This window comes from Pseudomonas putida (genome assembly GCF_001636055.1).
Classification (GTDB): domain Bacteria; phylum Pseudomonadota; class Gammaproteobacteria; order Pseudomonadales; family Pseudomonadaceae; genus Aquipseudomonas; species Aquipseudomonas machongensis.
Genome location: NZ_CP011789.1, coordinates 2,565,408 through 2,580,176 on the forward strand (window position 1 = coordinate 2,565,408; position 14,769 = coordinate 2,580,176).

Genomic DNA, 14,769 nt, shown 5'->3' on the forward strand with positions numbered 1-14,769 from the left:
GCTGGCGGCGAGCGGCGCGCCGGTGGTGGCTGGGCCTGGCGATGTTCGGGCCGGTGTTTGGCGTGGCCGACGATCTGCCGCCACCTCCGGCAGAGAGCACGGCGATTGCCGATGCCACCCTGTACCTGGATCTGTTGGTGAACCAGGTGCCCAAGGCTGAGCTGGTGCCGGTGCAGCAGCGCGCTGGGCGACTGTATGTGGCCAGCGATGCGCTGCGTGCGGCGGGCATCCTGGTGCCGGGCGATCCTCAAGGCGAGGTGGCGCTGGAGCGTATCGCCGGCCTGCATGTGGACTACGACAGCCAAAACCAGCGCCTGCTGCTGCAGGTGCCGCCGGCCTGGCTGCCCGACCAGCAGTTCGGCGGGCGCAACCTGTACCCGGCCAGCGATGCGCGCAGCAGTTTCGGTGCCTTGCTCAACTACGATCTGTACCTGAACGACACCGATGATGCCGGCACCTATCTTGCCGCCTGGAACGAGCTGCGGGTGTTCGACAGTTGGGGCACCTTCTCCACCACCGGGCAGTGGCGCGAATCGTTCAACGGCGCGCCCAACAATCAGAGCCGCGAAGGTTTCCTGCGCTACGACACCACCTGGCGTTTCACCGACGAGCAGCGCCTGTTGACCTACGAGGCAGGCGATCTGGTCACCAGCGCCTTGCCCTGGAGCAGCTCGGTGCGGGTCGGCGGCTTGCAGGTGTCCCGCGACTTCGCCGCCCGCCCGGATCTGGTCACCTATCCGCTGCCGGCCTTTGCGGGCGAGGCGGCGGTACCCACTTCGCTGGACCTGTTCATCAACGGCTACAAGACCAGCACCACCGATCTGCAACCTGGGCCCTACACCCTCACCAACGTGCCGTTCATCAACGGTGCTGGCGAAGCCGTGGTGGTGACCACCGATGCGCTCGGGCGCCAGGTCTCGACGACCTTGCCGTTCTACGTGACCAGCAGCTTGCTGGCCGAGGGGCTGTCGGACTTTTCGGTGGCTGCCGGCAGCCTGCGTCGCGACTATGCCGTGAAGGATTTCGGCTACGGGCCGGCGGTTGCCTCGGCGAGCCTGCGCCATGGCGTGTCCGATTACTTCACCCTCGAGACCCATGCCGAAACGGCCGAGTCGATGATGCTCGGTGGCCTGGGGGGCAACCTGCGCCTGGGAACCTTCGGTGTGCTCAACGCCGCCGTGGCGCAGAGTCGTTTCGAGGGCGACACCGGGCAGCAGGTGGCCTTGGGTTACCAGTACAACAGCCGGCGTATCGGCTTCAATTACCAGCGGATCGAGCGGCATGGCGACTACGCCGACCTGACGTTGGTCGACAACCCCTACACCCGCCTGAGCACCCGTAGCGAGCAGGCGACCGTAAGCCTCAACCTGGATCGCTACGGCAGCGTCGGTGCTGGCTATTTCGACGTACGCGCAGGGGATGGCTCGCGCACGCGGCTGGTCAACCTGAGCTGGAGCAAGCCGTTGTGGCGCAACAGCAGCCTGTACCTGTCGGCCAATCGCGATGTCGGTGACAGCCAATGGGCGGTGCAGGCACAGCTGGTGGTCCCGTTCGACACCCATGGCACCCTGGCCTTCAGCGCCGAGCGCAGCAAGGACGGCCAGGACCTGCAGCGGGTCAACTACAGCCGCGCAGTGCCGGTGGGTGGCGGAGTGGGGTACAACCTGGGCTATGCCAATGGTGGTGATCGCGGCGCCTATCGGCAGGCCGATGTCACCTGGCGCCTGCAATCCGTGCAGTTGCAGGCGGGGGTCTACGGCAGCAGCGACGAGATGACGCGCTGGGCCGACGCCAGCGGCTCGCTGGTGCTGATGGACTCGGGCATGTTCGCCGCCAACCGTATCGATGATGCTTTCGTGGTCGTCAGCACCAGTGGCTACGCCGATGTGCCGGTGCGCTACGAAAACCAGGTGGTCGGTCGCACTGACCGCAATGGTCGTCTGTTGGTGCCTTACAGCAGCGGTTACTACCGCGGCAAGTACGAGATCGACCCCATGGAGCTGCCCGCCGATGTGCTGGCATCGACGGTCGAGCAACGCGTTGCGGTGCGTCGGGGCAGTGGCTATCTGTTGGAGTTCCCGCTCAAGCGGGTGCTGGCAGCGAGCATCGTGCTGGTCGATGCCAACCAGCAAGAGCTCAAGCTGGGCAGTCGGGTCAGGGATGCCCAGAGCGGCAGCGAGGCCGTGGTGGGTTGGGATGGCCTGGTCTACCTGGAGAACCTCTCGGCGCACAATCGCTTGCAGGTGGACGTTGCCGATGGCGGGCAGTGCCAGGTCGAATTCGACTTGCCTGAAGGGGAGGGGCCGATTCCGCTGATCGGCCCACTGGTGTGCCGATGAACGCCCTGGGCAGGGTTGTGCTGGGGGTGGGCCTGTGTGCCGTTTGCGCTCAGGCGTGGTCGGCCTGTTCGTTGGGGGCCACGGTGCCTGCCTCCTTCGGCACGATCAATTCGACATTGGTGCGCACCACGGTGCAACCGGCTTCGACCACCAATGCCGGGCTGTCGTGCACCGGCTCGCTGTTGTCGCTGTTGACCAGCAGTGACCATTTCTACGCCACCATCACCTCCACCAGCGCGGGCATGGTCGGGCCAACTGGCGACGTCATCCCCTATACGATCTACGCCAACAACACCACCAACTTTCCGATCAGCCGCGGCACCCGTTTCGATTTCGCGCCCAACGGCATCATCGACGCCCTGGGGCTGCTCAACGGGACCTCGCCCAAGTCGGTGCCGCTGTACCTGCGCACCGTGGTCGGTGCCAACGTTGCGGCAGGCGTCTACACCGAGACCCTGTCGATCTTCTGGGACTGGAACTATTGCTCAGGCATCGGCCTGGGCAATATCTGCCTGGGACGCGACATCGGCAGCGGGACGCAGACCTTGACCGTGACACTGACCGTCAGCAACGACTGCCAGATCACCACCCCCAACATCAGTTTCGCCAGTGCACCGGTGGTGGCCGGGTTCGCGACGGTGAACCAGAGCATCAACATCGCCTGTACCAAGGGCAGCAACTATACGGTCGGTCTGGACGATGGGCAGAATGTGTCGGCCGGGCGTCGGCGGATGAAGTCCACGGCGAACAACTACCTGGCGTACGACATCTTCAAGAGCGCCGGCACCGTGCGCTGGGGATCGGTGGGCGCGGCCCGGCGCGCGAGCAGCGACGCCAACGTCAACCCTGGCGCCGGCACAGGGACCGGCAGCCAGGTGTTCAACTACAACGCCAAGGTCTACACCGACCAGGCGACGCCGCCTGCGGCGACCTACACAGACAGCGTGATTCTCGATGTGCAGTTCTGAGGTGCCCGGCGGGCAAGCCTGCGCGGTGCAGGTGATCAGCGCAGGTCCTTGACCATCCTTTCCAGCGTTTCCAGCACGGCGCCTGCCAGTGCCTTGGAGCGTGCGCCAGACCAGCCGCAGCGGGCATCGGGGTTGTCGTCGTGGTCCTTGAACGGCATTTCCAAGGTCAGCGACAAGCAGTCGTAAGTCTGCCCGACCGCATTGCAGGCCAGCGTCATGTTCGCTTGGCCAGGCTGGTCGCGGGTGTAGCCATGGACGGTCTGGAAGTCCTTGGTCACGCTGCACAGGGTGCTGCGAAACTGCTCCTCCAGCCTGGCGATGCGCGGTGTGTAGCCGGGGTTGCCTTCGCAGGCTGCGGTGAACACATGGGGTATTTCCTCGTCGCCGTGCACATCGATGAAGGCATCGACGCCGTGCAGTTTCATCTGGCTCTGGGCGAAGAACACTTCCGGGCTCAGCTCGACGCTCGCATCCTGCCAGGCGCGGTTGAGGTCCTTGCCCTTGAAGTTGGTGCGCAGGTGGCCGAGAAAGGCGCCATCAGGGTTCATGTTGGGAATCAGGTACAGGTCAGCTTCGGCAAGCAGGCGCTGGAGCGTCGCGTCGTTGCCTTCGAGACGGTCGATCACGCCTTCCATGAACCACTCGGCCATGTGCTCGCCGGGGTGCTGCTGGGCGATCAGCCACAGCTTGCGCTTTGCGCCTGTGCCTTTGCTGGCGCGCAGCAGCGGAATGTCGCGGCCCTGGACGCTACGTCCACTGGCCAGCAACTCGACGCCGGGAATCTTCAGCGCGCGCTCGATCAACTGGTTGTGGCGTGCGCGCGGATAGGGCTCGAAGTAGGCGAACCAGGCCTCTGGCTGCTCGGCCGTGAAATCGAACGCCAGGGCTTTGCCGTCGAAGCTGCTGGGGACGCGGAACCAGTTCTGCTGGTCGTACGACGCCACGGCGTGGTAGCCGTCCCAAGCGTTCTTGTAGGAGGACTCATGGGCGTTGTCGAGGCTGAAGCGGTGGGTCTGCCCCAGCGTCAGGCCGCTCACCTTGAAATGGAACCACTGGAAGTGGCCGCTATTGGTGTCGGGACGGATGGCCAGGCGCACCAGGCGCGGGTCACTGGCATCCAGTACCTGGATATTGCCGGAATCGAAATCGCAGTCGATCTGCAGTGGGGACAGCGTCACGGTCATTGCCAGACTCCTGTGGCTTTGTTGTGACGCTACTGTAGCTCAACGACAGGTGGGGTGTCTGTGCTGGCCCCTCACGCAACAAGCCCTCGCGCGCAGCGCTGGCGTATCAGCCGAGCAGGCCGAAGGCGATCAATGCGGCAACGCCCAGGCCGACGGCGATCGCACACCCACCCATCGAGAGTGCTGCGCGGCCATTGCGATATCCGCCATCCTGGCCCAACTGGCGGGCTGGAGCCAGCAGGCTGCGCCAGCACCATTCGGTCTGCTCGAAGGCCTGCAGATGCTCTGGTGCGGCGTCCAGCCAGCGACGGAAGTCGATGCGTTCGCAGGTGGTCGCTTCCGGGCTTTGCAGGCGTACGTACCATTGCCCGGCAATGCTGGCCAGCGGTTCGCTACGCGGTAGTGCGCTTTGCAGGGCCTGGAAGAGATGGCGTTCGACGGTCAGCAGGGGCAGGTCGAGACGGGCAGCAATGTCAGCGATGCCGAGCTGGTCGAGGCGGCTGAGCAGAAACACCTGCTGAACCCGGCGCGGCAAGCGCTTGAGGCCATGCAGCAGCGCGTCTTCGGTAGGCGTATGGACGACTTGCGGGCCATGCTCGAGGGGCAGCAGCAGACGGGTCATGGACGGCTCCTTGCGCGAGAAGAGGGGGAGAGGGGGCATCCTCCCTGATGCGCAGGCAGCTTAATCTTAACGAGATTGATTCTCAAGTGCTGTTTGCGCAAAACGCTGCAACACGCATTCACGAATTGACACACCTTTGCTATCATCGCGGCCATTCAATGCGGTAACCCTTCTTCATTAGCCTGAAGAGCCAAAAAAAATGACCCGGCAAAAAAACCGGGTCAAAAACCGTGATTAGCCTGATGAGGAGATAATCTGAGCGCCCGACCTGAGGGCTCCAGGTTATCCAGCGGGTCTCGCGACCTGCTGAGTGCAATAATAATCGTTATCATTTGCAAGTCAAATGATTTTTCTGTCCTTCAGAAAAATAATTTCCTGTGCGCTTCCTCTGTCCGGCAACCGGGCAATGTTCATTACCCGGCCATCACGTACTCCCGTCTCTCATAGCCCCTGTGGCGCTTGCCGTTGCTCCAGCATCGCGCGGGCCATGTTCACCATATGCATCAGTGCGAACAGCACCTCTCGGGTCGTGCCCTGTTGGTGGCTACCGGTTTGCTGTGCCGTGGCGGCTGCGCAGCGTAACAAGGCCAAAGCGTGCGCGTTGGCCTGCTCGGGGGAGACCTCGTCGCGCAGCCGCCAGGGCACGCTGTCGATGCTGGTGTGCGGGGGTGTTGGGTTGAGGTAGTAGTCGAGCGCGCGACGCGCAGCTTCGCCGTCCAAATCCTTTTCTGGATGTGTCATCGGTTTCATCCTGTTACCTGTTGAGCGTGATAGGGAAATCAGTACACTCGAATACTAATACGAAAAGTACTCATGACTATCAGATTAATAATACAATATGTGTATTGAGCGCTGATGGGCAGTCCGTATCGTGCGGGCGATGGAAAAATGGATCGCGCTGGTCAAGCAAAGGATGCGAGAGCTGGGGCTTTCGCAGGAGCAACTCGCCGAACGCGTTGGGGTGACCCAGGGCGGTGTTGGCCATTGGCTGCGCGGCACTCGCCAGCCGAAGGTGGGCATGATGAACCAGGTCCTGCAGGCCCTGGGCATGGCGCACCTGCATGTTTCGCTGCGCATGGTACGCATTGACCAACTGGCCGAACGCAATGGCACCTATGCGGCCGAGGCAGGCGGGGATGACGACGACCTGCAGCAGTACATCATGTGCTTCCGCTACCCCGTGCTGGCCTGGACCGAGCTGGACGGGCCGTGGCCCGAGGGTTGCATTGTCTATGAGCAGACCGACTATGCGGCGCTGGGCAAAGCCTTCTGGTTGCCGGTCGAAGGCGACCTGATGAGCGCAGCGACCGGCCCCAGCGTGCCCGAGCAGATGCTGGTGCTGGTGGATCCGGGCGTGTCGGCGGCGCCAGGCAAGCTGGTGATCGCCAGACAGAAGGGCACCTCGGCGATGTTCCGGCAACTGGTCGAGGATGGCGGGCAGCGGTACCTCAAACCGTTGAACCCGACCTACCCGAAGCTGCTGTGCGGCGAGGATTTCGAAGTGCTGGGCGTGGTGGTGAGGTCGCACGGGCGGCATTGACCCCGCCCGGTGTTCCTGCAGGGGCGGCACACGGCCTACAAAGGTTCAAAATCGGCCAGTCTCCTGTGGGAGCGGGTTTACCCGCGAAAAAGACACCGCGCTGCCTGGCACGGGCTGCGCCCGTGTTCGCGGGACAAGCCCGCTCCCACAGGGGATTGGGCTGATCTTTAGATTTTGAGCAAGACAGTTGCTCCCACAGTGGATTGGGCTGGCCTTTGGATTTTGAACAAGACAGCTGCTCTTGTTGGGCCCTCAGCGCTCCTCCAGTTCCACCAGCACCGTCCCTTCGCTGACCATATCGCCCTCCTGGCAGAACAGCGCCTTCACTGTCCCCGCCTGCGGTGCACGAATACTGTGCTCCATCTTCATCGCCTCCAGCACTACCAGCGCTGTTCCGGCTTCCACCGCCTGGCCCGCTTCGACCAGCACGCGCACGATGCTGCCGTTCATTGGCGCGCCCAGACCGCCCTGATGGCTATGGCTGGCCTCGGCGGCGGCAATCGGATCGAACGCCGTGACCGCGTGCAGTTCGCCCGCCCATTGCAGGTACAGCACCCCTTCGCGACGAATGGCCAGGTAGCGCCGACGCAGGCCATCCTGATCCTGAACCAAGTGCTCGCCGAGCAGTTGGAATGCCGAGGGCGCGCTGTTCTGCAGCGCCACGGCCTGGTCCTGACCGTCGCATGAAAGATGCAGGCTGCTGCGAGCTGGCAGGCCCAGGCGCAAGCCATTGTTGTGGGCCCAGGGCGAGTCACCGTCGTCTGCGCGCCGCTGTGGTGAGCCGCTCTGCAGCCAGGCTTCGGCAGCGGCTTGCCAGAACATCGCCGGGCGCTCGCCTGTGGCGGGCAGCAGCACCTCGTGATGACGACCAATGAAGCCGGTGTCCAGCTCGGCGGCGGCGAAGGCCGGATGGGCGAGTATGCGCCGCAGGAAGGCGATATTGGTTTTCAAGCCGCCGATGGCGAACTCGTCGAGCATCGCCAGCAGGCGCAAACGCGCCTGTTCGCGATCCTGCCCCCAGGCGATCAGCTTGCCCAGCATCGGGTCGTAGAACGGCGAGATCACATCGCCCTCGCTGACCCCGCTGTCGACCCGACGCCCTTCGCCTGGTGCCGACTCGCGGTACAGCGCCAGGGTGCCGGTGGCCGGCAGGAAGTCATTGGCCGGATCTTCCGCATACAGCCGCACCTCGATGGCATGGCCGACCAGCGGCACCTGCTCCTGGGTGATCGGCAATGCCTCGCCGCACGCTACACGGATCTGCCAGGCCACCAGGTCCAGCCCGGTGATCGCCTCGGTGACCGGGTGTTCGACCTGCAGGCGGGTGTTCATTTCCATGAAGAAGAACTCGCCGCGGGCATCGAGCAGGAACTCCACCGTGCCCGCACCGACATAACCGATCGCCTGGGCTGCGCGCACCGCAGCCTCGCCCATGGCTTGGCGCAGTTGCGCCGACAAGCCTGGAGCCGGTGCCTCTTCGACAACCTTCTGATGGCGACGCTGGATAGAGCAGTCACGCTCGTTGAGATACAGGCAGTGGCCGTGTTGGTCGGCGAACACCTGGATTTCCACGTGCCGAGGCTTGAGCACGTACTTTTCCACCAACATCCGTGCATCGCCGAACGACGACTGCGCCTCGCGCTGTGCCGAGGCCAGAGCGTCGGCCAGCTCGCTCTCTTGCTCGACCACCTTCATGCCCTTGCCGCCCCCGCCGGCACTGGCCTTGAGCAGCACCGGATAACCAATGCGCTCGGCAGCGGCATGGAAGGTCCCCAGGTCCTGGGCGTCCCCGTGGTAGCCGGGCACCAGCGGCACCCCGGCAGCTTCCATCAGGGCCTTGGCCGCCGACTTGCTGCCCATGGCATCGATGGCGCTGGCCGGTGGGCCGAGGAAGATCAGCCCGGCCTGCTCGATGGCACGGGCAAAGCCTGCGTTCTCGGAAAGAAAACCGTAGCCGGGATGAATCGCCTGTGCACCACTGGCCTTGGCTGCAGCGATGAGCTTGTCGATCACCAGGTAGCTGTCGGCGGCCTTGGTGCCGCCCAGGTCGACGCGGATATCGGCCTCGCGGCTGTGCCGGGCGTCACGGTCGGTGGCGCTGTGCACCGCGACGGTGGTCAGGCCCATGGCCTTGGCGGTACGCATCACCCGGCAGGCGATCTCGCCGCGGTTGGCGACCAGCAGGGTGGTCAGCGTGGGGTGGCTCATGGGCGAGGTTCCTTGTCGACAGGCTGCCAGGCGGGGCGGCGTTTTTCCAGGAAGGCGCTCAGGCCCTCCTGGCCTTCGGGGCTGACGCGAATGCGGGCGATGGCGTTCTCGGTGTAACGGCGCAGGGCAGGGCTCAGCTCGCCATCGTCTACCTCGCGCAGCAGGTCCTTGGTGGCACGCAGGGCCTGCGGGCTGTTGAGCAGCAGGTTGTCGATCCAGGCCTGGACCTGGCTGTCCAGTTCGCTGGCGGGGTACACCTCGGCCAGCAGGCCCAGTTCGCGGGCGCGCGCACCGCTGAAGCGCTCGGCGGTCAGGGCATAGCGGCGGGCGGCACGCTCACCGATGGCCTTGACCACGAACGGACTGATCACCGCCGGTGCCAGGCCGATGCGTACCTCCGAAAGACACAGCTGTGCGTCCTCGGTGCCGATGGCCATGTCGCAGCAACTGATCAGGCCCAGCGCTCCACCGAATGCGGCGCCCTGGACCACTGCCAGGGTCGGCGTCTTCAGGCGATGCAACGCATACATCAACTCGCCCAGTTCATGGGCGTCGTCCAGGTTGGTATTGAAATCCAGCTGGGCCGACTGCTGCATCCAGGCCAGGTCTGCACCGGCGCTGAAGTGCCGGCCACGGCCACGCAGGAGGACGAAGCGCAGGCTGGCGTCTTCGCCCAGTCGGTCAATGGCAACGATCAGTTCGCGAATCATCTGGGCGTTGAAGGCGTTGTTCTTGCCTTCCCGGCTCAGCCACAGGGTGGCGAAGCCGCGAGGATCCTTTATCACTTCGAGGGTGGCAAAATCGCTCATGGGTCACATCCGGAAAATGCCGAAGCGGCTCTGTTCGATCGGGGCGTTCAGCGCGGCGGACAAGGCAAGGCCCAGCACTTCACGGGTTTGCGCCGGGTCGATGACGCCGTCATCCCACAGCCGGGCGCTGGAGTAGTAGGGGTGGCCCTGGCGCTCGTACTGGTCGAGGATCGGCTGCTTGAGCTTCTTCTCGTCATCGGCGCTGAACACTTCGCCACTGCGTTCACTCTGCTCGCGCTTGACCTGGGCCAGCACGCCGGCGGCCTGTTCGGCGCCCATCACGCCGATCCGCGCGTTGGGCCACATCCACAAGAAGCGCGGATCGTAGGCGCGCCCGCACATGCCGTAGTTGCCAGCACCGAAGCTGCCGCCGATGATCACCGTGAACTTCGGCACCTGGGCGCAGGCTACCGCGGTCACCAGCTTGGCGCCGTGCTTGGCGATGCCGCCTTCCTCGTATTTCTTGCCGACCATGAACCCTGTGATGTTCTGCAGGAACAACAGCGGGATGCCGCGCTGGCAGGCCAGTTCGATGAAATGTGCGCCTTTTTGCGCGGCTTCAGCGAAGAGGATGCCGTTGTTGGCCAGGATCGCCACCGGATAGCCGTGCAGGTGAGCGAAACCGCACACCAGGGTGGTGCCGAACAGGGCCTTGAATTCATCGAACACCGAACCGTCGACCAGCCGCGCGATCACCTCGCGCACGTCGAACGGTTGCTTGGCGTCAGCCGGGACCACGCCATACAGCTCTTCTGCGCCATACAACGGAGCAACCGGCGCCTGGCATTGCAGCTTGCCCAGCTTATGCCAGTTGAGGTTGGCGACGCTGCGCCGGGCGATAGCCAGGGCGTGTTCATCGTTGTCGGCGTAGTGGTCGGCCACACCGCTGGTGCGGCAATGCACGTCGGCGCCGCCCAGCTCTTCGGCGCTCACCACCTCGCCGGTGGCGGCTTTCACCAGCGGCGGGCCGGCGAGGAAGATGGTCGCCTGCTGGCGCACCATGATCGCCTCGTCGGCCATGGCCGGCACATAGGCGCCACCTGCGGTGCACGAGCCCATCACCACGGCGATCTGCGGGATCCCCAGAGCGCTCATGTTGGCCTGGTTGAAGAAGATCCGCCCGAAGTGCTCGCGGTCGGGGAACACCTCGTCCTGGCGCGGCAGGTTGGCGCCGCCGGAGTCGACCAGGTAGATGCACGGCAGGCGGTTCTGCAGGGCGATGGTCTGCGCGCGCAGGTGTTTCTTCACGGTCAGCGGGTAGTAGGAGCCGCCTTTGACCGTGGCGTCGTTGGCCACGATCATGCACTCGACCCCTTCGACGCGGCCGATGCCGGCGATGACGCCTGCTGCCGGTACGTCTTCGCCATACACCTCATGGGCGGCGAGCTGGCCGATCTCGAGAAACGCCGAGCCCGGGTCGAGCAGGCGGTCGATGCGCTCGCGCGGCAGCAACTTGCCACGCGAAGTGTGGCGCTGCTGGGCCTTGGGCCCGCCGCCCTGGCTGACCTGGGCCAGCAGGGTGCGCAGGGCATCGACCTGTTCGAGCATGGCCGCGCTGTTGCTGGCGAACTCCGCCGAGCGCGGGTTGATCTGGGTGTGCAAGGTAGCCATGGACGCCAGTTCCTTGTGCTCAGCGGGTTTCGTTGAACAATTCGCGGCCGATCAGCATCCGGCGGATTTCGCTGGTGCCGGCACCGATCTCGTAGAGCTTGGCATCGCGCAGCAGGCGCCCGGCCGGGAACTCGTTGATGTAGCCGTTGCCGCCGAGGATCTGGATCGCTTCCAGGGCCATCTGCGTGGCGCGCTCGGCGGTGTAGAGGATCACCCCGGCGGCGTCCTTGCGCGTGGTCTCGCCACGGTCGCAGGCCTGGGCTACGGCATAGAGGTAGGCGCGGCTGGCGTTGAGCTGGGTGTACATGTCGGCGATCTTGCCCTGGATCAGCTGGAACTCGCCGATGCTCTGGCCGAACTGCTTGCGATCGTGGATGTAGGGCACCACGAGGTCCATGCAGCTCTGCATGATGCCGGTCGGTCCGCCCGAGAGCACCACGCGCTCGTAGTCCAGGCCGCTCATCAGCACGCGCACACCGCCGTTGAGCTGGCCGAGGATGTTTTCTTCCGGCACTTCCACGCCATCGAAGAACAGCTCGCAGGTGTTGGAGCCACGCATGCCCAGCTTGTCGAACTTGTTGCTGCGCGAGAAGCCCTTCCAGTCACGTTCGACGATGAATGCGCTGATGCCGTGCGGGCCCTTGTCCAGGTCGGTCTTGGCGTAGATCACGTAGGTGTTGGCGTCGGGGCCGTTGGTGATCCAGGTCTTGCTGCCGTTGAGTACGTAGCGGTCGCCGCGTTTCTCGGCGCGCAGTTTCATCGACACCACGTCGGAGCCGGCATTGGGCTCGCTCATGGCCAGGGCGCCGATGTGCTCACCGCTGATCAGCTTGGGCAGGTACTTGAGCTTCTGCTCATGGGTGCCGTTGCGGTTGATCTGGTTGACGCAGAGGTTGGAATGGGCGCCGTAGGAGAGTGCCACCGAGGCCGAGGCACGGCTGATCTCTTCCATCGACACCACATGGGCCAGGTAGCCCAGGCCCGCGCCGCCGTACTCCTCGGAAACAGTGATGCCCAGCAGGCCCATGTCGCCGAACTTGCGCCACATGTCGGCGGGGAACAGATTGTCGTGGTCGATCTGCGCCGCGCGCGGGGCGAGTTCGGCGGCAGCGAAGGTGCGCACCTGGTCGCGGAGCATGTCGATGGTCTCGCCCAGGGCGAAGTTCAGGCTGGGGTAATGCATGGGGGCACCTTGTTGTTCTTGAAATTCGAGGTACTGCACCGACCCTGTGGGAGCGGGCTTGCCCGCGATGCCCGTCAGAACGGCCAGCGATGTTGTCTGGTCCGGCCTCATCGCGGGCAAGCCCGCTCCCACAGGGTCGGTGCTCGTGGTTGACGTTAACGTAAACCTGCCTTTTCGGGCTGTCAATTGGATCATCACCTTTACGTAAACGTAAATGTGCGCCAAAGTACCCTTCGCTTGCTTCAGTCATGCCCAGAACAACCACAAGAAGGGATACTCATGAGTCAACCAAGCTACACCCGAGGCCGCCAGGACCGGCCCCTGCTGACCCAGACCATCGGCCAGTCGTTCGATGCCACCGTCACCCGCTGGCCCGAGCGCGAGGCCCTGGTGGTGCGCCACCAAGGCCTGCGCTACAGCTGGCGGGCGCTGGCCGAGCAGGTCGAGGTGCATGCCCGGGCGCTGATTGCCCTGGGCGTGGCCAGTGGCGATCGAGTCGGTATCTGGGCGCCGAACTGCGCGCAGTGGTGCATCCTGCAGATCGCCACGGCGAAGGTGGGCGCGATCCTGGTCAACATCAACCCTGCGTACCGGGTGAGCGAGCTGGAGTACGTGCTGCGCCAGTCCGGCTGCAGTTGGCTGGTGTGCGCCGATGCTTTCAAGTCGTCCGACTATCACGCGATGGTCCAGGAACTGGTGCCCGAGCTGGGTGCGCAGCCGCTGGCGAGTGAGCGCCTGCCGGACCTGCGTGGCGTCATCAGCCTGTCGTCCACCCCGCCCGGCGGTTTTCTGCCCTGGGATGCGCTGGCTGAGCGGGGAGGGCAGGTCGATCCCCAGACGCTGCAGGCGAGGCAGCAGGGCTTGCAGTTCGACCAGGCGGTGAACATCCAGTACACCTCCGGCACCACTGGCGCGCCGAAAGGCGCCACGCTCAGCCACTACAACATCCTCAACAACGGCTTCATGGTCGGCGAAAGCCTGGGCCTGAGCGAACGGGACCGCATGGTAATCCCGGTGCCGCTGTACCACTGCTTTGGCATGGTCATGGCCAACCTGGGCTGCATCACCCACGGCAGCACCATGATCTATCCCAACGATGCCTTCGACCCCGAGTTGACGCTCCAGGCTGTGGCCGAAGAGCGTGCCAGCATCCTCTATGGTGTGCCGACCATGTTCATCGCCATGCTCGACCACCCGTCGCGCAGTATCCTGGACCTCTCGACCCTGCGCAGCGGCATCATGGCCGGCGCTACCTGCCCGATCGAGGTGATGCGCCGTGTGATCGAGCAGATGCACATGGGTGAGGTGCAGATCGCCTACGGCATGACCGAGACCAGCCCCGTGTCGCTGCAGACCGGCCCTGGCGACGAGCTGGAGCTGCGCGTGACGACGGTTGGGCGCACCCAGCCGCAGTTGGAGACCAAGCTGGTGGATGCGCACGGCGTGATCGTCCCGCGTGGCGAGATCGGCGAATTGTGCACCCGCGGCTACAGCGTGATGCTTGGCTACTGGAATAACCCTGAAGCCACTCACCAGGCGATCGATCCGGCGCGCTGGATGCGCACGGGCGACTTGGCGGTGATGGACGAGCAGGGCTATGTGCGTATCGTCGGGCGCAACAAGGACATGATCATTCGCGGGGGCGAAAACATCTATCCGCGCGAGCTCGAGGAGTTCTTCTACACCCACCCGGCGGTGGCCGATGCTCAGGTGATCGGTATTCCGTGCAGCCGCTACGGCGAGGAAATCGTCGCCTGGATCAAGCTGCACCCCGGGCACAGCGCCACGGTCGAGGACTTGCAGGCCTGGTGCAAGGCGCACATTGCGCACTTCAAGGTGCCGCGGCATTTCCGCTTCGTCGATGAGTTTCCGATGACGGTGACCGGCAAGGTGCAGAAATTCCGGATGCGCGAGATCAGCATCGCGGAACTTGCGCCGCACTGAAGCGCCGCCTGGCCTGAGAAGGCCAGGCGGATAGGACATGTCACTTAACAGCCTTGAACAAATCGTCGAAGGTTTCGGCGTCTTGGATATCGCTTTCTGCCAGGTCGGTTCCTAAATCGTCATTGAGGTATCGAACCAGTTTTGAGGTACTGCTGACGATGTCGGAAACTTTCGTAGCGCCGTTGATATCAGCCTCTTTCTTGTCGAATTTTTCGGCAAGCAGTTTTTTCAGTTCCTGTTCGGTAGCCATGTTCATTTATCCTTGGGTTGAGTCATGCGTCAGTGTGTATTGAGGTTCAGGGTCTCATTGGTCGGGCATGGGCAGGCTCCTGTGTCATGTAGCGATAACGGTCGCCAAGAT

At 64.1% G+C, this 14,769-nt stretch carries 12 protein-coding genes; 4 read left to right on the forward strand and 8 right to left on the reverse strand.

Annotated features, from left to right (window positions below; all coding sequences use genetic code 11):
- The first annotated feature begins 41 nt into the window (after window positions 1-41).
- Both AB688_RS11635 and AB688_RS11640 read left to right on the forward strand, forming a co-directional pair.
- On the forward strand, window positions 42-2,339 hold the full coding sequence (locus AB688_RS11635) for a fimbria/pilus outer membrane usher protein (RefSeq protein WP_063544179.1): 2,298 nt from the start codon (window positions 42-44) through the stop codon (window positions 2,337-2,339).
- On the forward strand, window positions 2,336-3,307 hold the full coding sequence (locus AB688_RS11640; protein WP_063544181.1) for a spore coat U domain-containing protein: 972 nt from the start codon (window positions 2,336-2,338) through the stop codon (window positions 3,305-3,307). Before AB688_RS11635 ends, AB688_RS11640 begins: the two co-directional genes overlap by 4 nt.
- A gap of 35 nt (window positions 3,308-3,342) precedes the next feature.
- Here AB688_RS11640 and AB688_RS11645 read toward each other — a convergent pair whose 3' ends face one another.
- The 3 genes from AB688_RS11645 to AB688_RS11655 all read right to left on the reverse strand — a co-directional run bounded on the left by AB688_RS11645 (window position 3,343) and on the right by AB688_RS11655 (window position 5,863).
- The gene (locus tag AB688_RS11645) at window positions 3,343-4,491 is read right to left on the reverse strand and encodes a M14 family metallopeptidase (RefSeq protein ID WP_063544183.1); all 1,149 of its coding nucleotides are present in this window, start codon (window positions 4,489-4,491) and stop codon (window positions 3,343-3,345) included.
- Between the two features lie 106 nt (window positions 4,492-4,597).
- Window positions 4,598-5,113, reverse strand: a complete 516-nt coding sequence (locus AB688_RS11650) for a DUF4880 domain-containing protein (protein WP_063544185.1) — start codon at window positions 5,111-5,113, stop codon at window positions 4,598-4,600.
- Window positions 5,114-5,554: 441 nt separating this feature from the next.
- Complete coding sequence (locus tag AB688_RS11655; protein WP_054894738.1) at window positions 5,555-5,863, reverse strand: DUF6124 family protein; 309 nt, start codon at window positions 5,861-5,863, stop codon at window positions 5,555-5,557.
- Between the two features lie 130 nt (window positions 5,864-5,993).
- On the opposite strand from AB688_RS11655, the gene AB688_RS11660 reads away from it, so the two are divergent.
- Window positions 5,994-6,653, forward strand: coding sequence for a S24 family peptidase (locus AB688_RS11660; protein WP_063544187.1), 660 nt, complete (start codon window positions 5,994-5,996; stop codon window positions 6,651-6,653).
- 252 nt (window positions 6,654-6,905) lie between these two features.
- On the opposite strand, the gene AB688_RS11665 is transcribed toward AB688_RS11660, so the two are convergent.
- Genes AB688_RS11665 through AB688_RS11680 form a run of 4 tightly spaced genes read right to left on the reverse strand, consistent with a single transcriptional unit; the run spans window position 6,906 to window position 12,464 of the window.
- The gene (locus tag AB688_RS11665) at window positions 6,906-8,861 is read right to left on the reverse strand and encodes an acetyl/propionyl/methylcrotonyl-CoA carboxylase subunit alpha (RefSeq protein ID WP_063544189.1); all 1,956 of its coding nucleotides are present in this window, start codon (window positions 8,859-8,861) and stop codon (window positions 6,906-6,908) included.
- Entirely contained in the window at window positions 8,858-9,670 is an 813-nt protein-coding gene (locus AB688_RS11670; protein ID WP_063544191.1) for a gamma-carboxygeranoyl-CoA hydratase, read from the reverse strand. The genes AB688_RS11665 and AB688_RS11670 overlap by 4 nt, the downstream gene beginning before the upstream one ends.
- A 3-nt stretch (window positions 9,671-9,673) precedes the next feature.
- Entirely contained in the window at window positions 9,674-11,281 is a 1,608-nt protein-coding gene (locus tag AB688_RS11675) for a carboxyl transferase domain-containing protein (protein ID WP_063544193.1), read from the reverse strand.
- A gap of 19 nt (window positions 11,282-11,300) precedes the next feature.
- On the reverse strand, window positions 11,301-12,464 hold the full coding sequence (locus AB688_RS11680) for an isovaleryl-CoA dehydrogenase (protein WP_063544195.1): 1,164 nt from the start codon (window positions 12,462-12,464) through the stop codon (window positions 11,301-11,303).
- A 279-nt stretch (window positions 12,465-12,743) separates the two neighbouring features.
- Between AB688_RS11680 and AB688_RS11685 the strand changes: the two genes are divergently transcribed.
- Window positions 12,744-14,408 carry an AMP-binding protein gene (locus AB688_RS11685; protein ID WP_063544197.1) on the forward strand — a complete coding sequence of 555 codons (1,665 nt, stop codon included), beginning with the start codon at window positions 12,744-12,746 and terminating at the stop codon, window positions 14,406-14,408.
- Between the two features lie 40 nt (window positions 14,409-14,448).
- On the opposite strand, the gene AB688_RS11690 is transcribed toward AB688_RS11685, so the two are convergent.
- Window positions 14,449-14,658 carry a hypothetical protein gene (locus tag AB688_RS11690; RefSeq protein ID WP_063544199.1) on the reverse strand — a complete coding sequence of 70 codons (210 nt, stop codon included), beginning with the start codon at window positions 14,656-14,658 and terminating at the stop codon, window positions 14,449-14,451.
- Between the last annotated feature and the right edge of the window lie 111 nt (window positions 14,659-14,769).